The sequence below is a fragment of the Trinickia symbiotica genome (genome assembly GCF_002934455.1).
Classification (GTDB): Bacteria; Pseudomonadota; Gammaproteobacteria; order Burkholderiales; family Burkholderiaceae; genus Trinickia; species Trinickia symbiotica.
The window spans coordinates 301536-324641 of the sequence record NZ_PTIR01000004.1 but is presented as its reverse complement, the minus strand read 5'-3'; the positions used below and the strand labels follow the sequence as shown (position 1 = coordinate 324641).

At 63.9% G+C, this 23106-nt stretch carries 20 protein-coding genes and 2 pseudogenes; 13 read left to right on the top strand and 9 right to left on the bottom strand.

Features of this window, described 5'->3' with window-relative positions:
• Positions 1-26: 26 nt before the first annotated feature.
• The 3 genes from B0G57_RS09310 to B0G57_RS09295 all read right to left on the bottom strand — a co-directional run bounded on the left by B0G57_RS09310 (position 27) and on the right by B0G57_RS09295 (position 1918).
• On the bottom strand, positions 27-527 hold the full coding sequence (locus B0G57_RS09310) for a DUF192 domain-containing protein (protein WP_026230138.1): 501 nt from the start codon (positions 525-527) through the stop codon (positions 27-29).
• Positions 528-704: 177 nt separating this feature from the next.
• Positions 705-887, bottom strand: coding sequence for a hypothetical protein (locus tag B0G57_RS09305; RefSeq protein ID WP_018443205.1), 183 nt, complete (start codon positions 885-887; stop codon positions 705-707).
• Positions 888-1237: 350 nt separating this feature from the next.
• Positions 1238-1918 (bottom strand): pseudouridine synthase, encoded by a 681-nt coding sequence (locus tag B0G57_RS09295; protein ID WP_018443203.1) that lies wholly within the window; start codon positions 1916-1918, stop codon positions 1238-1240.
• A 346-nt stretch (positions 1919-2264) separates the two neighbouring features.
• On the opposite strand from B0G57_RS09295, the gene icd reads away from it, so the two are divergent.
• The 5 genes and pseudogenes from icd to B0G57_RS09270 all read left to right on the top strand — a co-directional run bounded on the left by icd (position 2265) and on the right by B0G57_RS09270 (position 5755).
• On the top strand, positions 2265-3521 hold the full coding sequence (gene icd / locus B0G57_RS09290; RefSeq protein ID WP_018443202.1) for an NADP-dependent isocitrate dehydrogenase: 1257 nt from the start codon (positions 2265-2267) through the stop codon (positions 3519-3521).
• A 109-nt stretch (positions 3522-3630) separates the two neighbouring features.
• The gene (locus B0G57_RS09285) at positions 3631-4065 is read left to right on the top strand and encodes a DUF4123 domain-containing protein (protein WP_018443201.1); all 435 of its coding nucleotides are present in this window, start codon (positions 3631-3633) and stop codon (positions 4063-4065) included.
• A pseudogene (locus B0G57_RS09280) lies at positions 4058-4524 on the top strand (hypothetical protein). Before B0G57_RS09285 ends, B0G57_RS09280 begins: the two are co-directional and overlap by 8 nt.
• Positions 4412-5014, top strand: coding sequence for a restriction endonuclease fold toxin 5 domain-containing protein (locus tag B0G57_RS09275; RefSeq protein WP_018443200.1), 603 nt, complete (start codon positions 4412-4414; stop codon positions 5012-5014). The pseudogene B0G57_RS09280 and the gene B0G57_RS09275 overlap by 113 nt, the downstream one beginning before the upstream one ends.
• A 4-nt stretch (positions 5015-5018) precedes the next feature.
• Positions 5019-5755, top strand: a pseudogene (locus tag B0G57_RS09270) (immunity 52 family protein).
• A gap of 208 nt (positions 5756-5963) precedes the next feature.
• On the opposite strand, the gene cspD reads toward B0G57_RS09270, so the two are convergent.
• Positions 5964-6170 (bottom strand): cold shock domain-containing protein CspD, encoded by a 207-nt coding sequence (gene cspD, locus B0G57_RS09265; protein ID WP_017776809.1) that lies wholly within the window; start codon positions 6168-6170, stop codon positions 5964-5966.
• A 567-nt stretch (positions 6171-6737) separates the two neighbouring features.
• Between cspD and clpS the strand changes: the two genes are divergently transcribed.
• Positions 6738-7052 carry an ATP-dependent Clp protease adapter ClpS gene (gene clpS, locus B0G57_RS09260; protein WP_018443197.1) on the top strand — a complete coding sequence of 105 codons (315 nt, stop codon included), beginning with the start codon at positions 6738-6740 and terminating at the stop codon, positions 7050-7052.
• Positions 7049-9346: an ATP-dependent Clp protease ATP-binding subunit ClpA gene (gene clpA / locus B0G57_RS09255; RefSeq protein WP_018443196.1), complete on the top strand. Its 2298-nt coding sequence runs from the start codon at positions 7049-7051 to the stop codon at positions 9344-9346. Before clpS ends, clpA begins: the two co-directional genes overlap by 4 nt.
• 107 nt (positions 9347-9453) lie before the next feature.
• Here the strand turns inward: clpA and dut are convergent, their stop codons facing one another.
• The 5 genes from dut to B0G57_RS09230 form a co-directional block, all read right to left on the bottom strand.
• Positions 9454-9900 (bottom strand): dUTP diphosphatase, encoded by a 447-nt coding sequence (gene dut / locus B0G57_RS09250; protein ID WP_018443195.1) that lies wholly within the window; start codon positions 9898-9900, stop codon positions 9454-9456.
• Positions 9901-9957: 57 nt separating this feature from the next.
• Positions 9958-11172 carry a bifunctional phosphopantothenoylcysteine decarboxylase/phosphopantothenate--cysteine ligase CoaBC gene (coaBC, locus tag B0G57_RS09245; protein WP_026230136.1) on the bottom strand — a complete coding sequence of 405 codons (1215 nt, stop codon included), beginning with the start codon at positions 11170-11172 and terminating at the stop codon, positions 9958-9960.
• A gap of 58 nt (positions 11173-11230) precedes the next feature.
• Complete coding sequence (gene lspA / locus B0G57_RS09240; protein WP_018443193.1) at positions 11231-11731, bottom strand: signal peptidase II; 501 nt, start codon at positions 11729-11731, stop codon at positions 11231-11233.
• Positions 11731-14568, bottom strand: a complete 2838-nt coding sequence (ileS, locus tag B0G57_RS09235; protein ID WP_018443192.1) for an isoleucine--tRNA ligase — start codon at positions 14566-14568, stop codon at positions 11731-11733. Before ileS ends, lspA begins: the two co-directional genes overlap by 1 nt.
• A 144-nt stretch (positions 14569-14712) precedes the next feature.
• Positions 14713-15759: a bifunctional riboflavin kinase/FAD synthetase gene (locus tag B0G57_RS09230; RefSeq protein ID WP_051090115.1), complete on the bottom strand. Its 1047-nt coding sequence runs from the start codon at positions 15757-15759 to the stop codon at positions 14713-14715.
• A 216-nt stretch (positions 15760-15975) separates the two neighbouring features.
• Here B0G57_RS09230 and purN point away from each other — a divergent pair, with 216 nt between their 5' ends.
• From purN to nadC, 6 genes are all read left to right on the top strand, one after another.
• Entirely contained in the window at positions 15976-16632 is a 657-nt protein-coding gene (gene purN / locus B0G57_RS09225) for a phosphoribosylglycinamide formyltransferase (protein ID WP_018443190.1), read from the top strand.
• Positions 16629-18017, top strand: coding sequence for an RsmB/NOP family class I SAM-dependent RNA methyltransferase (locus B0G57_RS09220; protein ID WP_018443189.1), 1389 nt, complete (start codon positions 16629-16631; stop codon positions 18015-18017). Before purN ends, B0G57_RS09220 begins: the two co-directional genes overlap by 4 nt.
• On the top strand, positions 18014-19405 hold the full coding sequence (locus B0G57_RS09215) for a mechanosensitive ion channel family protein (RefSeq protein ID WP_018443188.1): 1392 nt from the start codon (positions 18014-18016) through the stop codon (positions 19403-19405). Before B0G57_RS09220 ends, B0G57_RS09215 begins: the two co-directional genes overlap by 4 nt.
• 184 nt (positions 19406-19589) lie before the next feature.
• Positions 19590-20786 (top strand): DesA family fatty acid desaturase, encoded by a 1197-nt coding sequence (locus tag B0G57_RS09210; protein ID WP_018443187.1) that lies wholly within the window; start codon positions 19590-19592, stop codon positions 20784-20786.
• 163 nt (positions 20787-20949) lie between these two features.
• Positions 20950-22095 carry a quinolinate synthase NadA gene (nadA, locus tag B0G57_RS09205; RefSeq protein ID WP_026230133.1) on the top strand — a complete coding sequence of 382 codons (1146 nt, stop codon included), beginning with the start codon at positions 20950-20952 and terminating at the stop codon, positions 22093-22095.
• 23 nt (positions 22096-22118) lie between these two features.
• A complete protein-coding gene (gene nadC, locus B0G57_RS09200) occupies positions 22119-23018 on the top strand; it encodes a carboxylating nicotinate-nucleotide diphosphorylase (protein WP_018443185.1) in 900 nt (299 codons plus the stop codon).
• The last annotated feature ends 88 nt before the right edge of the window (positions 23019-23106 follow it).

Genomic DNA, 23106 nt, shown 5'->3' with positions numbered 1-23106 from the left:
GGCGGTGGCTTTTGCAGCCTCGTTCGTCACTGGGGCCGCGGGAGCCCCTGAATCCTGGTGCCGGGCGTGATTCCTTTCGAGGAAAACCAGCCCTTGCTCATTTCCAGCGCGTAGACGCCGTTGTTGCGCGGACAATGATTGTTGGTCGTTTCCGCCTGCATTTCGTCGATGTCGGTAATCGTGCCGTCGGCGCGCATAAATGCGATCGACAGGGGAATCAGCGTGTTCTTCATCCAGAAGCAATGGACGGCGTTCTCGCCGAACACGAAAAGCATGCCTTCGTTCGGTGCAAGCTGTGTCCGGTACATGAGCCCTTGCTCGCGATCGGCGTCGTTGGCGGCGACGGCCGCGTCGATGACGAACATGCCGGCGGTGAGCTTCGTGCGCGGAAATTCGGACGGCTGCTTCACGCCGGCGGGCATTTGCTGCGCCAAGGCGTGGGCGGCGGTGAGCGAGGCGGCGCAGATGACGGCGGCCGGGATCGCGGCGGCGATGCGCGCGAGAAGCGGGCGAAGCGAAACTCCCACGAGAGGCTCCTTGCTGAAGAGATCCGCGCATGTTACGCGAGCGGCTGGCGGCGATGCAAAGCGAATGAATATCGCCCGTGCCAAACGACAAAAAGGCAGGCGCCGTGCGGCAGCCTGCCTTGCAACGCCGTTGAAAACGGCTGGTGCTTCTTTTTGACTTCTTGCTTTACAGGAAGCTTACTCCGAAGCGGCCGAAGCGGCTTCAGCCTTGGCAGCCTTCTTCGAGTGCTTCTTGGCGTGCTTCTTGGCGTGCTTGGCGGGAGCAGCAGCCGGAGCCGAAGCGGCTTCCGTGGCCGAAGCTTGTGCGAAAGCAGCCGTTGCGAACAGGCCAGCGATGAGAGCGGCGATCAGCTTCTTCATGTCTTGAATCCTCAGCTTTAGTTGATTAACCAAATGACCCGGTCATTGAGTCATGTCGGTAAACGTGCCATCCACCTTTCGGTTGACAGCCGCATCGAAAGAATTCGTCGATACGTCTGCAAGCGCATCAGACCCGCTCTTCGCCGCTGAAAGACTCGGAAACGGAAACCCGCACGCTAATGCCGGATAGCTTAAAAGCGGCATCTGCGTCGAATAACGCATGATCGGTTGCGGTGGTTGACGCCGCCGCCTCAATTTTGTCGAACCTGACGGCCGGGGCCGTGAGGCGGGCTCGGCAAGGGGCGGCGGCACGCCCGTTGCCGCCGAAAAAAGCTTGCGGCGACAAGCAGTTAAGGCTTGCGGGAGCGCCGAGCGGGTGCGGCGCGTGGCTTGTCTCTGCCGCTCTCGGTGACCTCGCCGCTCTCGCCGCCCTCGCCGCCCTCGCCGCCGTCGGGACGGCCCGCGTCGAGGCCGTTCCACGGCGCCGTCGGCGGCAGCCTGCGCCACTTGCCTGGCTCGAGCCCGAGTGCGAAGAGATCGAGCGCGCCGATGCCGACTCGCACGAGACGCAGCGTCGGAAAGCCGACGGCCGCCGTCATGCGCCGTACCTGGCGGTTCTTGCCTTCCGTCAGCGCGAGCTCGATCCAGGCCGTCGGAATCGCCGCGCGATAGCGTACCGGCGGCACCCGAGGCCAAAGCGATGCCGGCGCCTCGATCGCCGCCGCCCGACATGGCCCCGTCACATAATCGCCGAGGTCGACGCCGCGCGCGAGCGCTTCGAGGGCGGCCTCGTCGGGCACGCCTTCGACTTGCGCCCAATAGCGTTTGACAAGTTTGTGACGCGGCTCGGCAATGCGCGCCTGCAGGGCGCCGTCGTCCGTGAGCAGCAGCAGCCCTTCGCTGTCGGCATCGAGCCGCCCGGCCGGGTAGACGCCCGGCAGCTCGACCCAATCCGCAAGCGACGCACGCGTTTCATGCGGTGAAAACTGGCAGATCGTGCCGAACGGTTTATTGAGAGCAATGAGGCGCATGACGAGCGTCTATGGCAAATGGCGGGATCTTAATGCATAATACGGCACGGCAAGTCTTCTGTCTTATATAAGACCTCAAGCACTCCCGCATCTCCGATCGTCCCGTGGTCGCTGCGCTGTCGCCGCGAGAGCGGCGGCCGGCCGCGGTTCGGGCGCTTGCGGTCGCCGTCGTGGATACGTGGGCTAGAATAGCGAGCCAGCCGCATCTACGCGGCGCTGTCAAGCCAACGCGATTCGAACGCACGAGGCGAAACTCGAGACCCACCGCGCAACCGAGCGGGGTGGATGGCTCGATTTCGCGGGATCCGCTTGCTCATCACCTGCACAGCCAACACTGGAGTCGATCATGCCGTATCAGCACATCAAGGTTCCGACGAGCGGTGAGAAGATCACCGTCAATTCGGACTTTTCGCTCAACGTTTCCGATCAGCCGATCATTCCGTACATCGAAGGCGACGGCACGGGCTTCGACATTACGCCGGTGATGATCAAGGTCGTCGATGCGGCGGTCGAGAAGGCGTATGGCGGCAAGCGCAAGATTCAATGGATGGAAATCTTCGCGGGCGAAAAGGCCACGAAGGTCTACGGCCCGGATGTCTGGCTGCCCGAAGAGACGCTGCAGGTGCTGAAGGAGTACGTCGTTTCGATCAAGGGCCCGCTGACGACGCCCGTCGGCGGCGGCATCCGCTCGCTCAACGTCGCGCTGCGCCAGGAGCTCGACCTGTATGTCTGCCTGCGTCCCGTGCAGTACTTCAAGGGTGTGCCGTCGCCGGTGCGCGAACCCGAAAAGACCAACATGGTGATCTTCCGCGAGAACTCCGAAGACATCTATGCCGGCATCGAGTGGGCCGCCGATTCGGAGCAGGCGAAGAAGGTCATCAAGTTCCTGCGCGAAGAAATGGGCGTAAAGAAGATCCGCTTCCCGGAAACGTCGGGGATCGGCGTCAAGCCCGTCTCGAGCGAAGGCACGCAGCGGCTCGTGCGCAAGGCGATCCAGTACGCGATCGACAATGACCGCCGCTCGGTCACGCTCGTCCACAAGGGCAACATCATGAAGTTCACCGAAGGCGCGTTCCGCGACTGGGGCTATGCCCTCGCGCAGAAAGAGTTCGGCGCCGAGCTCGTGGACGGTGGCCCGTGGATGAAGTTCAAGAACCCGAGGACGGGTAACGAGATCGTCGTGAAAGACGTGATCGCCGATGCGTTCTTGCAGCAGATCCTGCTGCGCCCGGCGGAGTACGACGTGATCGCCACGCTGAACCTGAACGGCGACTACGTCTCCGATGCGCTGGCGGCGCAGGTGGGCGGCATCGGCATCGCGCCCGGTGCGAACATGTCCGATTCGGTCGCGATGTTCGAAGCGACGCACGGCACCGCACCGAAGTACGCGGGCAAGGACTACGTGAATCCGGGCTCGGAGATCCTCTCGGCCGAGATGATGCTGCGTCACATCGGCTGGAAGGAAGCGGCCGATATCATCATCTCGTCGATGGAAAAGTCGATTCTGCAAAAGCGCGTGACCTATGACTTCGCCCGTCTGATGGAAGGCGCGACCCAGGTGTCGTGCTCGGGCTTTGGTCAGGTGATGATCGAGAACATGTAAGAGGGCTCCTTTGTAGTTTCAAGCAGCGTCATGCGGTAGCAAAACGCCGATAGATCAATGATTTATCGGCGTTTTTGCTTTTTGGTGGCGTGTTACCTGTTAACACGGGATGCAGAGGGATGAGCTCATCCATCAATGGCGACACGGACGCGGTGAAACGGTCGAGCGGCCAGCAGCCACTATAGGATTATTCGACGGTACGCCGGACGCATCGTTGGCTGACGCCGGGCCGTGGCTAATTGATTTCGCGGAAGCGGCCCCCAGCGTCAAACAGTCGCTATTCGCGATGGGCGCGGGTGCAGAGGGCGTTTCCTGGCTCATCAGCGCGTATCCTTTTCCGGCGCTTGCCGAAGTGCTCGCAGGGCGTTTGAACGCTCGTGTACCTGACCGCCGCATCGCATTGCTGCGCTTTTACGATGCGCGGCTGACGGGAGAAATCGCGGGCCTGTTCTCGTTCACGCAACGCATTGAATTCTTCGCGCCGACGTTCGACTGGCTCGTGCAAATCAACGGTGAACTGACGAGGTTGCATCCGCATGCTTGAACTGACGACAGAGCAGGTTGCAGCGCTTGCCGAAATCGATGCGAAGCGGTTCGTTGAAGGCGTGCGCGTGGATTTGTGCAACGACGATCCGAAGCTGGTCGACGACGCGACGCTTTCATCGCGGTTGTGGCGTGCGTTCAAGGCCGCGCGCGAAACGGCATCGAGCGCGATGAAAATCTGGTTGCGTTCCTCCGCGTCGAAGCATACGCGCCGGGCTTCTACGAGCAGCCTGCGATACGCGCATGGCTGACGCGTCCGGGCCGCACGCCGGATGAACGATTTCACGACTATATGCGCGTGGTGCGCTGGCATATTGAACATCCCGAATTTCAGGGAGGATTGAACAATGGCGGGTCTGGCGGTTCCGGTGATAGCGGGGGCAGCGCGAGCCCTTGGTCCGGTCTTGGCGCGCGCTGGCGCAGCTTTATTGGGCGGGGCGGCGGTCGGGGCAACGGGTAGTCTGTCCGGCGACACGAAGAAGGAAGACAGCAAGGCTGCGCCTGCCGCACGGACGTTGCCGCGTACCGACGAGAAGTGCAAGAAATGTCCGCCCGAGGAAGGCTTCAAAAGGCGCATGAACCACGGCGTAAACTGGACCTCGTACCGCTATCAAGCGCGCATCACTGGGTTCGCGTTCGACGCTGAAGAGTGTCGATGGAGTGACGAGTGGAATTGGCAGGGTATTGACTTCGATGGTTTTATGCCAAGCGCTTGCATGCTTCAAGAAACCAAGGCTGCGTACGATCAGTTCATCGATCCGCTTACCGACAAGGTGAAGCCATTCTTTTCGGGATTTGTCGGAATGGAAGAGCAGCTTGTGAATCAAGCAGCCGAGGTAAATTCTCATCCGCCGGCGCGGCTCACATGGTATTTCATGACACCGCTCGCACGACAATTGATGCTTCGCGCGTGTGTCCGACAACGCGTTCAGTCCGTCTATCAGCCGTGACCCTATGAATATTCTTGCTCAATTTCGAGACCCGCCCGACTTCGCAAATGTTGGCGATTTCGATGTTCATCTTCGTCGCTTGTGGGCCGTGATCGAAATGCTTGCAAGCAAGGACGACCGGCTTGCGGAATGGTATCTGACCGGCGAAACCAAGGAAGAGGCTCGCTTTTACCCGGTATTCGAAGCACCGGGCGTTCCGTCGTCGGCAATATTGGCGTCCTGTCCACGCGGTATGAAGGCAAGAAGAAGAGCCGTCCGAAGGTTGTCGGATTTTGGAACGGACACAACGATTCGGTAGACGGCGCGCAACTCAAGCTATCGATTGACTCAGGCCCGATGCCTTCCGAGGTAGAAATTGATCTGCCCGAGCAAGCTGTGCCGACGCAGCGGCTGGGCAACTGCGCCGCCGTGCAGGATGTTGTGTTGGCGATTGCTCACACCTATGACTCGGCAGACGTGTCGGTCTCCCCACGAGCGTATTTCGAAAAGCAGGTGTTCGATGACAAGCCGGGCGTCGGCTGGATGCTGTATCTGCCGAAGGTCATCACTGTGCAACAGGTGCCGGAAGCTCGCGCGTTGATTCCGGTTCTTGAGGCAGGCAACGAGCAGGTGGGCACCATCATCGTGAGCGTCACGGACGACGTATTTTCCGCGGAGAACCCGGAACATGTCGAAGTCGCGAACCGCATCGAAATCCGCTTGGTCGATCAAGACTTGCTGCCCGCATACGCGGATATCTGACTGCAGGCTACGGACGGCGCATTCGCCGAACGCTCGTTTATTGACTCAACGCAATGATTCGGCGCCAGCCTGCGCCGAAAATGAGATTTGATGCTTTGGGAAGGTGCACTGACCGGACGGGTCGGGCTCAGGTGCCGCGGCGGGATTTCACAACGCGAAAAAAACCCGGCCGCAGCCGGGTTTTCGAATGCACAACGCTCGAACGATGTCAGGCAGCAGCCTGGATGTTCGACGCTTGCTTGCCCTTCGGGCCTTGGACCACCTCGAAGGACACCTTCTGACCTTCCTTCAGCGTCTTGAACCCGTTCATCTGGATGGCCGAGAAATGCGCAAACAGATCCTCACCACCTTCGTCCGGCGTAATGAACCCGAAGCCTTTCGCGTCGTTGAACCACTTGACCGTACCAGTTGCCATACCAACTTCCCCTGTAACTCTCATGTCCTACCACGAGCACGCTCGAAAAGCCGGACAGCCGCTCTCGCAGCCGCCCCCTCCGCACAAGCTCACCTCGGCATTTTTTCGTACTTGCACTTGTTGCAGCCAGCTGAAAAAAAGTGCCAGCTTGATTGTTGGACCTCTTTAAGGAAGTGTCAAGGGAATTTTGAGATGATGCGTGCGCGCTTGCGCGCGGTTGTTGCCTGTGAGGGTTTTTCCGACTTCTCAGTGTGCGCTGACGCAAGCGAGGTCACTTGAAAAGTCGCATAATCGACGCACATCGGACTAGTGCGGGACTTGTCAGCCGGTGTGCGCCGCATCGCCGGCGGCGCGACCGGCACGCGTTGTGCGATACTCGATCGAACTGCGGACCGCGCCCTCGAAGCGTCGCCCAACGGCGGCGGGGAAGCGGCTCCACGGCGGGTTCGCGCGGTGCATGGGGTTCGCGCGGGTGCATGCCGATCGCACCGCGGCGGTGCGCTCGGCGGCTCTTCGGTCGGGTTTCCGGAGGATTGCGGGCGCGACCGAGTTGTTTAGAATGGGTGTATGGCGATTATCCCGGACAGGCAGGACGGCACGGTACTCGAGCGGCAGGAAAACGAGCTGAAACCGCCGTCCATGTATAAAGTGGTACTGTTGAATGACGATTTCACGCCAATGGAGTTTGTCGTGATGATCGTGCAGGAATATTTCAATAAAGACCGAGAGACCGCGACGCAGATCATGCTCAAGGTGCATCGCGAGGGGCGGGGAGTTTGTGGGGTCTACACGCGGGACATTGCGTCGACCAAAGTCGAGCAGGTTGTTACGCACGCACGGCAGGCAGGGCATCCGCTGCAGTGCGTGATGGAGGAAGCATGATTGCCCAGGAACTGGAAGTCAGCTTGCACATGGCGTTCATGGAAGCGCGCCAGGCACGGCATGAGTTCATCACCGTCGAACATCTTTTGCTGGCATTGCTGGACAATCCCACAGCGGCGGAAGTGTTGCGCGCTTGCGCGGCCAACATCGAGGACTTGCGTCAGAACCTGCGCAACTTCATTCATGACAATACGCCGACGGTGCCCGGCACCGACGACGTCGACACGCAGCCTACACTCGGCTTTCAGCGAGTGATCCAGCGCGCGATCATGCATGTGCAGTCGACTTCGAACGGCAAGAAGGAAGTCACGGGTGCAAACGTCCTCGTCGCGATCTTCGGCGAGAAGGATTCGCATGCGGTCTACTACCTGCAGCAGCAGGGGGTGACGCGACTCGACGTCGTCAACTTCATTTCGCACGGCATCGCCAAGACGAACAGCAGCGATGCGGCGAAGGCCGGCGATTCGAACGCCGAGTCGGAGGACGCGGCCTCGCAGAAGGAAACGCCGCTCGCGCAGTTCACGCAGAACCTGAACCAGATGGCGAAGGACGGCCGCATCGATCCGCTGATCGGGCGCGAGTCCGAGGTCGAGCGCGTCGTGCAAGTGCTCTGCCGGCGCCGCAAGAACAACCCCTTGCTCGTCGGCGAGGCCGGCGTCGGCAAAACGGCCATTGCGGAAGGGCTCGCCTGGCGCATCACGCGCGGCGAGGTGCCCGACATTCTGGCGGACGCACAGGTCTACTCACTCGATATGGGCGCGTTGCTCGCCGGCACGAAGTACCGCGGCGATTTCGAGCAGCGGCTCAAGACGGTGCTCAAGGAGCTCAAGGAACGTCCGCACGCGATTCTCTTCATCGACGAGATCCATACGCTGATCGGCGCGGGCGCCGCATCGGGCGGCACGCTCGACGCATCGAACCTGTTGAAGCCGGCGCTCTCGTCAGGCACGCTCAAGTGCATCGGCGCGACGACGTTCACGGAATTCCGCGGCATCTTCGAGAAGGACGCGGCGCTTTCACGGCGCTTCCAGAAGATCGACGTGACGGAGCCGACGGTCGAGCAGACCGTCGCGATCCTGCGCGGCCTCAAGTCCCGGTTCGAGGAGCATCACGGCGTCAAATACTCGTCGGGGGCGCTGTCGGCGGCGGCCGAACTGTCGGCGCGTTTCATCACGGACCGTCATCTGCCCGACAAGGCCATCGATGTGATTGACGAGGCCGGCGCGGCGCAGCGGATCCTGCCAAAGTCGAAGCAGAAGAAGACGATCGGCAAGGGCGAAATCGAGGAAATCATTTCCAAGATCGCGCGAGTGCCCGCTCAAAGCGTGTCGCAGGACGATCGCAGCAAGCTGCAGACGCTCGATCGCGACTTGAAGGCTGTCGTGTTCGGTCAGGATCCGGCGATCGATGCGCTCTCGGCGGCGATCAAGATGGCGCGCGCGGGGCTCGGCAAGACCGACAAGCCGATCGGCGCATTCCTGTTTTCGGGCCCGACCGGCGTCGGCAAGACCGAAGTCGCGCGACAGCTCGCGTTCACGCTGGGCATCGAGTTGACCCGCTTCGACATGTCGGAATACATGGAGCGCCACGCGGTGAGCCGCCTCATCGGCGCACCGCCCGGATATGTGGGTTTCGATCAAGGCGGGTTGCTCACCGAGGCCGTGACGAAGAAGCCGCACTGCGTGTTGCTGCTCGACGAAATCGAGAAGGCGCACCCGGACATCTTCAACGTCCTGCTGCAGGTGATGGATCACGGCACGTTGACCGACAACAACGGACGGAAGGCCGATTTCCGCAACGTCATCATCATCATGACGACGAATGCGGGCGCGGAATCGATGCAAAAGGGCACGATCGGCTTTACAACGCGTCGAGAGACCGGCGACGAAATGGCCGATATCAAGCGGATGTTCACGCCCGAGTTCCGTAACCGGCTCGATGCAACCATCAGCTTCCGCGCGCTCGATCAGGAAATCATCATGCGCGTGGTCGACAAGTTCCTCATGCAGCTCGAGGATCAACTGCACGAGAAGAAGGTCGATGCGGTCTTCACCGATGCGCTGCGGCAGCATCTCGCGAAGAACGGCTTCGATCCGCTGATGGGCGCGCGGCCGATGCAGCGGCTGATCCAGGACACGATCCGGCGTGCGTTGGCGGACGAGTTGCTGTTCGGCAAACTGATGAACGGCGGGCGCGTGACCGTGGATGTCGACGAAGCCGACAAGGTGCAACTGACGTTCGATGAGAACGCGGTGCCGCGCAATCCGAACCCGGAGACGGTCGAAGTCGAATAAGGGCGCGGTTGCGGCGGACCGTCCGGTCCGACATGAAAAAAGCGGCGCGGGAAAACTCCCGCGCCGCTTGGTTTTTGTGGGGCGGCGACGGACGCGCGGCGCCCCGTTCAGTGCTTGCCGGTGCTGCCGAAGCCGCCCGCGCCGCGCTCGCTTTCGACGAAATCGTCGACGATATTGAATTGCGCCTGCACGATCGGCACGATGACCAGTTGCGCGAGACGCTCCATCGGATTGAGCGTGAACGTCGTCTGGCCGCGATTCCACGTCGAAATCATCAGCTCTCCCTGATAGTCCGAGTCGATCAGGCCGACGAGGTTGCCGAGCACGATCCCGTGTTTATGGCCGAGCCCCGAACGCGGCAGGATCAGTGCCGCGTAGCCGGGATCGCCGACGTGGATGGCAAGGCCCGTCGGCACGAGCCGCGTCTCGCCCGGCTCGATCGTGAGCGGCTCGTCGAGGCAGGCGCGCAAATCAAGGCCGGCGCTGCCCGGCGTGGCGTAAGCGGGCAAGTATTCGCGCATGCGCGCATCGAGGATTTTCAGGTCGAGTTTCATTCGGCGTTGACTAACGGGAAACGATAAGGGGTCGGCGCGCCACGCTTCGCGCGCCGCTCATGAAATGAGGCTCGCGTCGGGCAGCCGGCGCGCGATTTCGCGCACGAGCGCGACCGCAAGCGCGTCCTTGTCCATCCGGGGCAGCCGCGTGACGCCGTGCGCATCGAAGAGAACGACCTCATTGTCGTCGCGCCCGAACGTCTTGGGCCCGAGATTGCCGACGAGGAGTGGCACGTTCTTGCGCACGCGCTTTTCTTCGCCGTGCGTCTCGAGATTGCCGCTTTCGGCCGCGAAACCGACGCAGTAAGGCGCGTTGGGCAACTGCGCGACCGTCGCGAGGATGTCGGGATTCTCGACGAAAGCGAGGCTCGGCACACGGTGCCCCGCCGTCTTCTTGATCTTTTCGACACTCGCCTCGTCGACACGCCAGTCGGCCACGGCCGCGACGGAAACGAAGACGTCGCAATCGGCTGCCGTCGAGAGGACGGCATCGTACATTTGCCGGGCCGTTTCCACGTCGTCGCGAACGACGCCCCAGGGCGTCCCCAGCGCGACGGGGCCCGCGACGAGACGGACCGTGGCGCCGGCCTGCTGCGCTGCGCGGGCGATCGCGAAACCCATCTTGCCGCTCGACCGGTTGGTGATGCCGCGCACGGGATCGATCGGCTCGAACGTGGGGCCAGCCGTGATCAGTACGCGCCGGCCGACAAGGATCTTGGGCTGAAAGAACGAAACGATCGCCTCGTAGGTCGCCTCGGGCTCGAGCATGCGCCCGTCGCCGATTTCACCACAGGCCTGCGAGCCCGAATCGGGACCCAGCACGAGTATGCCGTCGGCGCGCAGTTGCGCCACGTTGCGCTGCGTGGCCGGGTTCGCCCACATCTGGCGGTTCATCGCCGGCACCACGAGCAGGGGGCAATCGCGCGCGAGACATAGCGTCGAAAGCAGATCGTTCGCCATGCCGTGCACGAGCTTGGCGATGAAGTCCGCCGACGCCGGAGCGATCACAATCGCGTCGGCCTCACGCGACAAATCGATGTGCGCCATGTTGTTGTCGATGCGCGTGTCCCACTGGCTCGTGAAGACCGGGCGGCCCGAGAGCGCCTGCATCGTGACGGGCGTGATGAACTGCGTCGCCGCCTCGGTCATCGCGACTTGCACCGTTGCGCCGGCTTTCGTCAGAAGCCGCGTGAGCTCGGCGATCTTGTAACAGGCGATGCCGCCCGTCATGCCCAGTACCAGATGCTTTCCTGCGAGTTCCGCAATTGCCAACGTTGCCTCCGAATGTGCGTATCGGCGAGGCGAATGCGCCTCGCGCGCCCGATCACGCTCAGCGGGATCCGCCCACGCGCCGCAGCTCGTCCAACACCAGCAATAGTGCGCCGATTACGATCGCGCTGTCGGCCAGGTTGAACGCGGGCCAATGCCAGCCGCCGACGTGAAAGTCGAGAAAGTCGATCACGTGGCTGTGCACGAGCCGGTCGATGACGTTGCCGAGCGCGCCGCCCATGATCAGCGACAGCGACGCGCAAAAGAGCCGCTGGTTGCCGTGGCGCTTGAGCAGATACACGATGACGAGCGCTGCCACGACGCCGAGCGCGGTGAACGCCCAACGCTGCCAGCCGCCCGCCGCGGCGAGAAAGCTGAATGCCGCGCCCCGGTTGAACACGAGCAGCAGGTTGAAGAACGGCGTGAACGGGTAGGGCGTCGCGTATGCGAGCACTTTCGTGACGGCGATCTTCGTCAACTGATCGCACAAGATGACGATGAGCGCGATACCGAGCCACGGCGCGAGCGTGCCGCTCGCTTGCATCGGACGGGTCTTCGCCATTATGCCGCGCTCCTCGTTTCACCGTTGCCGAAGAGGTTGCTGACGCAGCGGCCGCAGAGCGTCGGATGCGCGGCGTCGGCGCCGACGTCCGCGCGATAGTGCCAGCACCGCTCGCATTTGAGGTACTTCGAAGCGATCACATCGACGCCTTCCTCGGCTTCCGAACCGACCTCGACAACCGTCGCGGCGGAGGTGATCAGCACGAACTTGAGATCGTCGTCGAGGCTCTTCAGCGCGTCGAAGGCCGCGCCGGTCGCGCGGATTTCGACTTCCGCCTGCAGTGAGGAGCCGATCAGATTGGCCACGCGTGCTTCCTCGAGTGCCTTCGTCACGTTGCCGCGGATCGTGCGCAGGAGCGCCCACTTCTCGCGAAGCGTATCGCCGCCGGGAACCTCGGGGTAGCGGTAGTAAAGCTCCGTGAAGATCGTGTCTTTGCCGGGCTGGAATACTTGCCACGCTTCTTCGGCCGTGAACGAGAGGAACGGCGCCATGATCCGCAGCAGGCCTTGCGCGATGTGGTAGATGGCCGTCTGCGCCGCGCGGCGCGCATTCGAATCGGGCGCGCACGTGTAGAGCCGGTCCTTCAGCACATCGAGATAGAAGCCGCCGAGATCCTCGGAGCAGAACGTGAGCAGCTTCGCGACGACCGGATGGAACTCGAACTTTTCGTAGTGGGCGAGGATGTCGCGCTGCAGCTCGTCGGCAAGCGCCACCGCATAGCGATCGATCTCGAGCCATTCGTCGATCGGTCGCGCGTCCTTCGCGAAGTCGAAGTCCGAGAGGTTGGCGAGCAGGAATCGCAGTGTGTTGCGGATGCGGCGATAGCTCTCCGTCACGCGCTTCAGGATTTCCTCGGAAATCGCGAGCTCGCCCGAGTAGTCGGTCGAGGCGATCCAGAGGCGGATGATTTCGGCGCCGAGGCGGCTCGCCACGTCGTGCGGATCGACGCCGTTGCCGAGCGACTTGCTCATCTTGCGGCCTTCCCCGTCGACGGTGAAGCCGTGCGTGAGCAGCGCCTTGTAAGGCGCGCGCCCGTCGAGCATCGAGGCCGTCAAGAGCGACGAGTGAAACCAGCCGCGGTGCTGGTCGGAGCCCTCGAGATAGAGGTCGGCCGGGAACGCCGACACGTCTTTGTGCGAGCCGCGCAGCACGTGCCAGTGCGTCGTGCCCGAATCGAACCAGACGTCGAGCGTATCGCGGTTCTTCTCGTACATGTTCGCGTCGTCGCCGATCAGCTCGCGCGGATCGAGCGTTTGCCATGCCTCGATGCCGTGCTTTTCGACGCGCTCGGCGACGGCTTCGAGCAGCTCGAGCGTGCGCGGGTGGAGCTCGCCGGTTTCCTTGTGCACGAAGAACGCCATCGGCACGCCCCATTGGCGCTGCCGTGACAGCGTCCAGTCCGGGCGGTGCGCGATCATGTTGTGAAGGCGCTGCTTTCCCCACGACGGATAGAATGCGGTGGCCTCCACGCCCGCCAGCGCCGTTTCGCGCAGCGTCGGTCCGCCGTCCTTCGGCGCGACATCCATGCCGGCGAACCATTGCGACGTCGCCCGATAGATGATCGGCGTCTTGTGGCGCCAGCAGTGCATGTAGCTGTGCGTGTACTTTTCCTTGTGAATCAGCGTGCCCGCGGCATCGAGCGCTTCGATGATCTTCGCGTTGGCCGTCCAGATCGAGAGCCCGCCGAAGAGCGGCAGCGATTCGATGTAGCGGCCGTCGCCCATGACGGGGTTGATGATGTCCGAATCGGCGAGCCCATGTGCCTTGCACGCCTCGAAGTCTTCGACGCCGTAAGCCGGCGACGAATGGACGATGCCCGTGCCCGTATCGATCGTCACGTACTCGCCGAGGTAGACGGGCGACGTGCGCTTGTAGCCGGGATGAGCCGAGGCGAGCGGATGATGAAACCGCACGTTGGCAAGCTTCGCCCCGGGCGCCGTGGCGACGACCTTGCCCGTCAAGCCGAATTCCTGCAAGCAGGCCGCGACGCGCTCTTCGGCGAGGATCAGCATGCCGCGCGGCGTATCGACGAGCGCATAGACGAGTTCGGGATGGACGTTGAGCGCCTGGTTGGCCGGAATCGTCCACGGTGTCGTGGTCCAGATGACGATGCCGCCCTCGGCGCGCGGCAGCGCTTCGAGCCCGAACGCGCGCGCCGTTTTCTCGGGATCGGCGAACGGGAACAGGACGTCGACGGAAGGGTCGTTCCGATCCTTGTACTCGACTTCGGCCTCGGCGAGCGCGGAGCCGCAATCGAAGCACCAGTTCACGGGCTTCAATCCGCGAAAGACGTAGCCCTTCTCGAGGATCTTCGCGAGCGCGCGGATTTCGCCGGCCTCGTTCGAGAAGTTCATCGTCTTGTACGGATTGTCCCAATCGCCGAGCACGCCGAGCCGCTTGAAGCCGGCTTTCTGCTTCTCGATCTGCTCGGCCGCGTAGGCGCGCGCCTTTTGCTGCACCTCTGTGACGGGCAGCGATTTGCCGAACTGCTTTTCGATCTGGATCTCGATGGGCATGCCGTGGCAGTCCCACCCAGGCACGTAGGCCGCGTCGAAGCCGGCCATGTTGCGCGACTTGACGATGATGTCCTTCAGGATCTTGTTCACCGCGTGGCCGAGGTGGATGTCGCCGTTCGCGTAGGGCGGCCCGTCGTGCAGCACGAAGCGCGGCCGGCCCCGGCTCGCCGCACGGATCTTGTCGTAGACGCGCTTTTCCTCCCATTCTTTGACGCGTTGCGGCTCGCGCTTCGGAAGGTCGCCGCGCATCGGGAACGGCGTGTCGAGCAGGTTGACCGGGTACTTGGCCTGAGATTTCGAATCGGCTTTCTTGTCGCTCATAGTGAGATCGCTGAAACTTCGTTTGGGCGTCCGGACTGCGGGCGCCACTCAATCGGTGTCGGTCGGCGGCGCGGCGGTGCGAGCGCTACGTGGCCCCAAGGTCATGACCCGTCGGGCCGCTGCTGCATTCGGGTGTTGCGGTGGCTAGCGAATAATTCGATCGGTCGCCGATGTCGAAAATCCGGTCGCGCGGCTACCCGGCGCGCTCGGCGCGGCAGGATGAGCGGCGGCCGGCGCGGCCATGCCCACGCGCGCGCCGCCCGTCGCGACGAAATAGGCCCGCGCGTTCGCGACGTCGCGCGCGATGGCCCGCGTCAACGCTTCGAGGTCCGTGAACTTCTCCTCGTCGCGCAGCTTCTTCAGGAATTCGACGCGCACGAGTTTGCCATATGCGTCGCCATGCCAGTCGAGCAGATGAACCTCGAGCAGCACGCGGCCCGAATCGTCGACGGTCGGGCGCAGTCCAAGGCTTGCGACGCCCGCGAGCGGCTCGGCTTCGATCCCGTGCACGCGCACGATGAAGATGCCGGCGAGCGCGGGGCGCTTGTGCGCGATCGGCAGATTCAGCGTCGGAAAGCCGAGATCGCGGCCGAGCTTCAGGCCGTGCACGACATGCCCGCTGATCAGATAGTCGCGGCCGAGCGCCTCCCGCGCGGCAGCGAGCTCGCCCGCGGTGAGGAACGCGCGCACCGCCGAGCTCGAGATGCGCGCGCCGCTCGGATCGACGATCGTCGCCATTCGCTCGACTTCGAAGCCATGGCGCTCGCCGGCCGCCTTCAGCGATTCGAAATCGCCGGCGCGCTTGGATCCGTAGCGGAAGTCGTCGCCGATCAGGACCCAGCGCGCATGCAGGCCCCCGACGATGATCCGCTCGACGAACGCGTCGGGCGACTGGCTCGCGAACGTGCGGTTGAAGTGCTCGACGACGACGCGGTCCACGCCGTTCATGCGCAGCGCTTCGAGCTTGTCGCGCAGCATGGCGATGCGCGGGGGGGCGCCGGCCGGATCGAAGAATTCACGCGGATGCGGCTCGAAGGTCATGACGCAGGCGGGCAGGCCGCGCTCGCGCGCGGCTTCGCGCACGCGTGCGAGCAGGGCCTGGTGCCCGCGGTGGACACCGTCGAAGTTGCCGATCGTCAGCGCGCAGGGCGCGCGGCTCTCGGCGTTGGGAAGACCGCGGAAGACTCTCACGATAGCCGTTGGGGTGGGCGGCAAGGGCGTGAGCCGCAAGCCGCGAAACCAAAGATCGACGCGCGCCGCGAGGCGCTGCGAAGCAGGAGATTATAAACGGTCACGGCGTTCGCTGCCCCCGCAGGCCGTCGGATATCGCCCAACGGGACTTCCCGTGCGAGGCCAGGCAGGGTGCTCGCGTCGGGGCGACCCGCACCTGAATGATAAAATCCTTGAATGAAGAATATTGTGATTTTGATTTCAGGGCGGGGCAGCAACATGCAAGCGATCGTGCGCCGCTGCGCGCGCGAGGCTTGGCCGGCGCGTGTCGCGGCCGTCGTCGCGAATCGGTCCGACGCGGCGGGGCTGGCGTTCGCGGCCGAGAACGGCATCGCCACGGCCGTCGTGGATCACCTCGAATTTCCCGAGCGCGCGGCGTTCGATACGGAACTGGCGGCCGTCGTCGATCGCTACGAGCCCGATCTCGTCGTGCTCGCCGGGTTCATGCGCGTCTTGACGACGCCGTTCGTCGAGCGCTACGCGGGCAGGATGCTGAACGTCCACCCATCGCTGTTACCGTGCTTCCCGGGGCTCAAGACCCATCAGCGCGCGCTCGAAGCGGGTGTCGCGCTGCACGGCGCGACCGTCCATTTCGTCACGCCGCAGCTTGACCACGGACCGATCGTGATCCAGGCCGCGGTCCCCGTCGTCGCTGGCGACGACGTGAAGCGGCTCTCGGCACGCGTGCTTGCCTGCGAGCACATCATCTATCCGCGCGCCGTGCGCTGGTTCGTCGAAGGGCGCCTTGCGCTCGACGGGATGCGCGTCGAGGTGACGCCGCCCGAGCCGCGCTGGTTGTTCGCGGACGTTCGCGAAGAGGAGCAAAAACAATGACGAGCCGCCCCCCGCGCCCGCAACGCCCCCAGCGCCCGCTGCGCCCTCAACGTTCGCAGGAGCGCCGCGCTCAAGGCCGAGCCGACTCGCAGCCGCGCCGCGAGCAAGGGCTGCACGGCTTCCTGATCGGCCAGACCGAAGCGCTGCTCGAGGAGATTCTGAAGTTCGTCGGGCCGGCCGACGCCACGACGAGCCGCTTTTTCCGCGCGCATCCGAAGCTCGGTCATTTCGAGCGCGGCGTCATCGCCGAGGCCGTGTTCGCGGTGCTGCGCAGGCGCATGGAGTTCGCGCATCTGGCGGAGAGCGGCGTCGGCAGCCCGACGCGCCGGCTCGCGCTGCTCGGCCTCATGCAGACCGTCGGCCGCTCGGCGGTGAAGCCGTTCGTCTCCGAGGACGAAAACGCGTGGCTCGAACATGTCGCGAAGGTCGACCCGGCGAGCCTGCCACTGCGGATCCGGCTCAATCTGCCCGAATGGATCATCGAGGCGCTGGCCACGCGGTTTTCCGGCGAAGAGCTCGCGCAGCTCGCGGCGGCGCTCAACTACCCCGCCCCGCTGGATCTGCGCACGAACCCGATGAAGGCGAGCCGCGACCAGCTGCTCGACGCGCTGAAGGAGGCGGGTATCGACGCCGGCGCGACGCCGTTCGCGCCGTTCGGCGTGCGCGTGGCCGGCAAGCCGGCCCTGACGAAGCTCAAGGTGTTCGAGGACGGGTGGGTCGAGGTGCAGGACGAGGGCAGCCAATTGCTTTGCGCCCTCGTCGCGCCGCGGCGCGGCGAGATGATCGCCGATTTTTGCGCCGGCGCGGGCGGCAAGGCCCTTGCGCTCGGTGCGGCGATGCGCTCGACGGGCCGGCTCTATGCATTCGACGTGTCCGAGCGCCGGCTCGCGAAGCTGAAGCCGCGTCTCGCGCGCAGCGGTCTTTCGAACGTGCATCCCGTGCTCATCGATAGCGAGCACGACGTCAAGATCAAGCGGCTGGCGGGCAAGATCGACCGTGTGCTCGTCGACGCGCCGTGCAGCGGGCTCGGTACCCTGCGCCGCAACCCGGACCTGAAGTGGCGCCAGAACGCGGCCGCCATCGCCGAACTGGCGCCGAAGCAGGCGTCGATTCTCGCGAGCGCCGCGCGCCTCGTGAAGCCGGGCGGTCGCCTCGTCTACGCCACCTGCAGCGTGCTCGAGGCGGAGAACGAGGCCGTCGTCGCCGCGTTTCTCGCCGATCATCCCGATTTCGTGCTCGTCCCGGCGGGCAAGGTGCTCGCCGAGCAGCGCATCGAGCTCGAGATGGGCGACTATCTCTCGCTCTGGCCCCACCGCCATGCCACGGACGGATTTTTTGCGGCCGTGCTCGAGCGCCGGCCGGAACGTGAGAATGCTCCGGCATGATCCAGAACCACATCCTCTCTCATATGCTCGCGGACATCGTCCGCGACTTCGGCGAGCCGGTGATGGTCTGGCAGGGCGGCACGCTGCTGGGGCTGCTGTTGGCCGCCTGGCTTCTCGCGCGCTTTTTGCGCCGTAAGCTCGAAGTGCACCGCCGCGCGCGCCACGAGGCGCTGCGCTTCGGCGCCGAGAGTCTCGACAAGGCGCTCTTCCCGTTGCTCGGCAGCGTTCTCGTCTGGTTCGCGCAGGCGATTCTCGCCGACTACATGTCGACGTCGCTGCTCGAGCTTGCTCTCGTGCCGCTTTTCGGCATCGCGCTCATCTACATCGCCTTCTATGTCGCGCGGCGCGTCTTCAGCCGCGGCGAGCAGGCGCACGCCTGGCTCTTCATCGTCGAGAAGCTGGTGACGGTGCTCGTCTGGGTCGGCATGGTGCTCACCGTGCTCGGTATCCAGGATCAGGTCCTGCGTTGGATGGCGTCGGTGCGCTTTCGCGTCGGCAACGAACGCATGACGTTGCTCTCGCTCACGAGCGGCGTCCTGTGGGTCTGCGTGACGATGGTCGTGGCGCTTTGGCTCGGCTCGATGCTCGAGGAGCGGCTCATGCGCTCGCGCTCGATCGATGCCAACCTCAGGGTCGTGCTCGCGCGCGTCGGACGCGCGCTGCTCATGCTCGCGGCGGTGCTCGTGAGCTTTTCGCTCGTCGGCATCGACGTGACGGTGCTCGGGGTGTTCGGCGGCGCGCTCGGCGTGGGGCTCGGGTTCGGGCTTCAGAAGATCGCCAGCAACTATGTGTCGGGATTCATCATCCTCATCGATCGATCGCTGCGGATCGGCGATTCGATCAACGTCGGCGGCCTGCAAGGGATCGTGACCGAAATCCGCACGCGCTACACGACCGTGCGCGGGCTCGACGGCATCGAAACGCTGATCCCGAACGAGAAGCTCATCACCGACGTCGTCCAGAACCATTCGTCGTACCTCACCCGCGGATACGCGAAAGCGCCCGTGCAGGTGGCTTACGATACGGACGTGGAGCGGGCGATGGCGCTGCTCGTCGAGGCGGCGCACGGCGTCGACCGGATTCTCGAAGACCCGGCGCCGACCCCTTATCTCGTCTCGTTCGGCGCGGACGGCATCAACCTCGAGCTCGGCTTCTGGATCGAGGAGGCCGCGAAGGGCACGGCCGGCGCGCGATCGGCCGTGAATCGCAACATCTGGCGCCTTTTCAACGAACATGGCATCGCGATCCCGTACCCGACGCGCGAAGTGCGTATCGTCGGCGAGCTGCCGGCAGCCCTCGCGCCGGCGAACGACAACGCCGCCGGCGCGGCCGGGACCGTCGCCGACGTCACCCGACTGGGCACGAATCGCGCTCGCGATGCGAATTGAGTCGGCTTTTGGGGGCGTGACGCTGCGTCGCGTGCGCGAGAGCACTTTTGTTACAAAACAGTCGAGTGCGTTGAAGTACAATGCCTCCCAGCCCAACAGTTTGCTTACGTCTATGTGACTGTGCTCGGTCGCGCGCCCCGGCGCCCGACGTCGCGCAGTCGTCGTCGCTCCACAGGTAAATGCCTTGCTGAATTCCCTGCTCGACTTTCTCGCCCACGGCACGCTGCACTTCTCGTGGTGGCAGATCGTGCTCTTCACGCTGGCCGTGACACACGTCACCATCATCGGCGTCACCGTTTATCTGCATCGCTGCCAGGCACACCGCGCGCTCGATCTGCACCCGGTCGCGAGCCATTTCTTCCGCTTCTGGCTCTGGATGACGACGGGTATGTTGACGGGGCAGTGGGCCGCGATCCACCGCAAGCATCACGCCAAATGCGAGACCGAAGAGGATCCGCACAGCCCGCAGACGCGCGGGATATGGAAAGTCCTGCTCGAAGGCGCCGAGCTCTACCGCGCCGAGGCGCGCAACGAGGAAACGATGCGCCGCTTCGGCCACGGCACGCCGAACGACTGGATGGAACGGAATGTCTATACGAAATACCCGATTCTCGGCGTGAGCCTGATGATGGTCATCGACGTCGCGCTCTTCGGCGTGGTCGGCCTGACCGTCTGGGCGGTGCAGATGGCCTGGATCCCGTTCTGGGCGGCCGGCGTCGTCAACGGTCTCGGACATTTCTGGGGCTATCGCAACTTCAATTCGGAAGACGCGAGCACGAATCTCTTTCCGCTCGGCATCCTCATCGGCGGCGAAGAGCTCCACAACAATCACCATACCTATGCAACGTCGGCGAAGCTCTCGAACAAGTGGTTCGAGTTCGACATTGGCTGGGGCTATATCCGTCTCATGTCGGCCTGCCGGCTTGCCAAGGTGAAAAAAGTCGCGCCCACGCCGCGCCTGGCCTCGCGCAAGCTGGTCCTCGACCAGGACACGCTGCAGGCCGTCCTCTCGAATCGCTATGAGGTCATGGCGCGCTACGCGAAGACGGTCAAGCGCGCTTACCGGCAAGAGCTCGCGCGCTTGAAGGAAGTCGGCGCCCGCGAAAAGTACGCGCTCATGAAGAGTGCGGGCAAGTGGTTCCACAAGGACGAAAGCGGCCTCGACGAGCCGCAGAAGCGCCAGTTGCCCGAGATCTTCGCGAACAATCAGACGCTTTTGACGTTCATCGAGCTGCGCAAGGACCTCGCGGCGATCTGGGACCGCTCGAACGCTTCGCGCGAGCAGTTGCTGGCCCAATTGCAGGACTGGTGCCACCGCGCCGAGCAAAGCGGAATCAAGGCTTTGCAGGAATTCGCGCTGCGCCTGCGCCGATACGCCTGATCGCGAAATCCATTACAATTTCGAGACGTCACAAGACACCCCGCGCTGGCGGGGTGTTGCTTTTTTGGCGCATTCGAAATGAGGGCAGGCCGGCCTTTTCGGGCTTCCGTCGCGACGTTGATCGCTTCCGGTGCCGCCGGCAGCGTTGCTTCAGGAGGGGATGATGGGTGCGACGATCAGGACGGTCGAATTCGATAAGCCGCTCGTTACGAGCGCGGCGGGGGCCGTCTGCGGTGTTGGTCAGGCGTGGGCGAAAGTGCCCATCGTGCCGTCGCCCGAAGAGCGGCAGGCACTGAAGGCACGCATTCGCGCGCTGCTCGCACGGGAAAATGCGGTGCTCGTCGCGCATTACTACGTCGATCCCGAACTGCAGGAACTCGCCGACGAAACGGGCGGCTGCGTGGCCGACTCGCTCGAGATGGCCCGCTTCGGCCGCGACCATGACGCCCGCACGCTCGTCGTAGCCGGCGTGCGCTTCATGGGCGAAACAGCGAAGATCCTGAGCCCCGACAAGCGTATTCTCATGCCCGATCTCGACGCGACCTGCTCGCTCGATCTCGGATGCCCAGCCGACGAATTCTCCGCGTTTTGCGATGCGCATCCCGATCGCACGGTCGTCGTGTACGCGAATACGAGCGCGGCGGTCAAGGCGCGCGCTGACTGGATGGTGACTTCGTCGATCGGCCTCGAGATCGTTGCCGACCTTCATGCGCGCGGCGAGAAAATTCTCTGGGCGCCCGATCGCCACCTGGGCAGCTATATCCAGAAGCAGACGGGCGCCGACATGCTGCTGTGGCAGGGCTCATGTCTCGTCCACGACGAGTTCAAGGGCATCGAGCTCGATTTGCTGCGTGCGGAATACCCCGACGCCAAGGTGCTCGTGCACCCCGAGTCGCCCGAGAGCGTGGTCGCTCAGGCCGACGTCGTAGGTTCGACGACTCAATTGATCGACGCCGCGAAGCGGCTCTCCGCGACGCACTTCATCGTCGCGACCGATCTCGGCATTCTCCACAAGATGCGCCTCGCGGCGCCCGGCAAGACGTTCATCGAAGCGCCTACCGCCGGCAACAGCGCGACCTGCAAGAGCTGCGCGCATTGCCCGTGGATGGCGATGAACGGGCTCGTCAATCTGGCCGACGTGCTCGAGCGCGGCCATAACGAGATCTTCGTCGACCTGGCGATTGGCGAGCGGGCACGCGTGCCGATCGACCGTATGCTTGCTTTCGCTGCCGAGCGCAAGCGCCGCGTGCAGACGAGCGGCGACCTCGCGCGCGACACGGCGCTTTTCGCCAACGTCGGCGCAGCCTGATGCCAATAGCGGGAACTTCGTCGATGTCGGAACAGCACACGATTCAGGGCGACGCAGTGTCGCCGCTATATTCGGAAATCCGCGCGCAGTACGGCGCGGCGTTCGACGCCGCACTGGCGCGCAACGTTGCTGATGCGCTCGCCGAGGATGTCGGCAGCGGCGACGTGACGGGGCGTCTCGTGCCGGCCGACGCGGTGCGTGACGCGCGCATCGTCGTACGCGAGGAGGCGATCCTTTGCGGCGTGCCGTGGTTTGCGGCCGTGATGCGCCATGTAGAGCCGTCGATTGAAATCGACTGGCGCTACCGTGAGGGCGATCGCATGACGGCCGATTCCGTCGTCTGTGAATTGCGCGGCCCTGTGCGCGCGCTGTTGACTGCCGAGCGCAATGGGCTCAATTTCCTGCAGTTGCTTTCGGGCGTGGCGAGCGCGACGTGCCGCTACGTCGATGCGATCGCCGGCACACGCGCCCGTATCCTGGACACGCGCAAGACGCTGCCGGGCCTGCGGCTCGCGCAGAAATACGCGGTGCGTGTCGGCGGAGGCGCGAATCAACGGCTCGCCCTTTACGACGGCATTCTCATCAAGGAAAACCACATTGCCGCGGCGGGCGGCATCGGGGCGGCGCTAGAAGCGGCCTATGCGCTCGATGCGGGCGTTCCCGTTCAGATCGAGGTCGAGACGCTCGAGCAGCTCGAGTCCGCGCTCGCGCATGGCGCGCAGTCGATCCTGCTCGACAATTTCTCATTCGCGGCGATGCGCGATGCCGTGAAGCTGACGGCCGGCCGCGCCGTGCTCGAAGTGTCGGGCGGCGTGAACTTCGATACGGTGCGTACGATCGCCGAGACAGGGGTCGACCGCATCTCGATCGGTTCGCTGACGAAGGATGTTCGTGCGACCGATTATTCGATGCGGATCGTGTAGCGCGGCTGCTCGCGTGACCTTCGCAAGGCGTGGCCAGCGAGCCAGCGAACGGATGTGGATTACGCGCGCGGTTGCAGCGGCACCCGCG

What these genes read in the sequence shown, in the direction of transcription:
- clpA (WP_018443196.1), top strand. Translation starts at nt 7,049, where the DNA reads ATGATTGCCCAGGAACTGGAAGTCAGCTTGCACATGGCGTTCATGGAA.
- nadC (WP_018443185.1), top strand. Translation starts at nt 22,119, where the DNA reads ATGTCGGAACAGCACACGATTCAGGGCGACGCAGTGTCGCCGCTATAT.
- icd (WP_018443202.1), top strand. Translation starts at nt 2,265, where the DNA reads ATGCCGTATCAGCACATCAAGGTTCCGACGAGCGGTGAGAAGATCACC.
- purN (WP_018443190.1), top strand. Translation starts at nt 15,976, where the DNA reads ATGAAGAATATTGTGATTTTGATTTCAGGGCGGGGCAGCAACATGCAA.
- nadA (WP_026230133.1), top strand. Translation starts at nt 20,950, where the DNA reads ATGGGTGCGACGATCAGGACGGTCGAATTCGATAAGCCGCTCGTTACG.
- B0G57_RS09295 (WP_018443203.1), bottom strand. Translation starts at nt 1,918, where the DNA reads ATGCGCCTCATTGCTCTCAATAAACCGTTCGGCACGATCTGCCAGTTT.
- B0G57_RS09215 (WP_018443188.1), top strand. Translation starts at nt 18,014, where the DNA reads ATGATCCAGAACCACATCCTCTCTCATATGCTCGCGGACATCGTCCGC.
- B0G57_RS09285 (WP_018443201.1), top strand. Translation starts at nt 3,631, where the DNA reads ATGCAGAGGGATGAGCTCATCCATCAATGGCGACACGGACGCGGTGAA.
- lspA (WP_018443193.1), bottom strand. Translation starts at nt 11,731, where the DNA reads ATGGCGAAGACCCGTCCGATGCAAGCGAGCGGCACGCTCGCGCCGTGG.
- B0G57_RS09220 (WP_018443189.1), top strand. Translation starts at nt 16,629, where the DNA reads ATGACGAGCCGCCCCCCGCGCCCGCAACGCCCCCAGCGCCCGCTGCGC.
- ileS (WP_018443192.1), bottom strand. Translation starts at nt 14,568, where the DNA reads ATGAGCGACAAGAAAGCCGATTCGAAATCTCAGGCCAAGTACCCGGTC.
- B0G57_RS09305 (WP_018443205.1), bottom strand. Translation starts at nt 887, where the DNA reads ATGAAGAAGCTGATCGCCGCTCTCATCGCTGGCCTGTTCGCAACGGCT.
- cspD (WP_017776809.1), bottom strand. Translation starts at nt 6,170, where the DNA reads ATGGCAACTGGTACGGTCAAGTGGTTCAACGACGCGAAAGGCTTCGGG.
- clpS (WP_018443197.1), top strand. Translation starts at nt 6,738, where the DNA reads ATGGCGATTATCCCGGACAGGCAGGACGGCACGGTACTCGAGCGGCAG.
- dut (WP_018443195.1), bottom strand. Translation starts at nt 9,900, where the DNA reads ATGAAACTCGACCTGAAAATCCTCGATGCGCGCATGCGCGAATACTTG.
- B0G57_RS09275 (WP_018443200.1), top strand. Translation starts at nt 4,412, where the DNA reads ATGGCGGGTCTGGCGGTTCCGGTGATAGCGGGGGCAGCGCGAGCCCTT.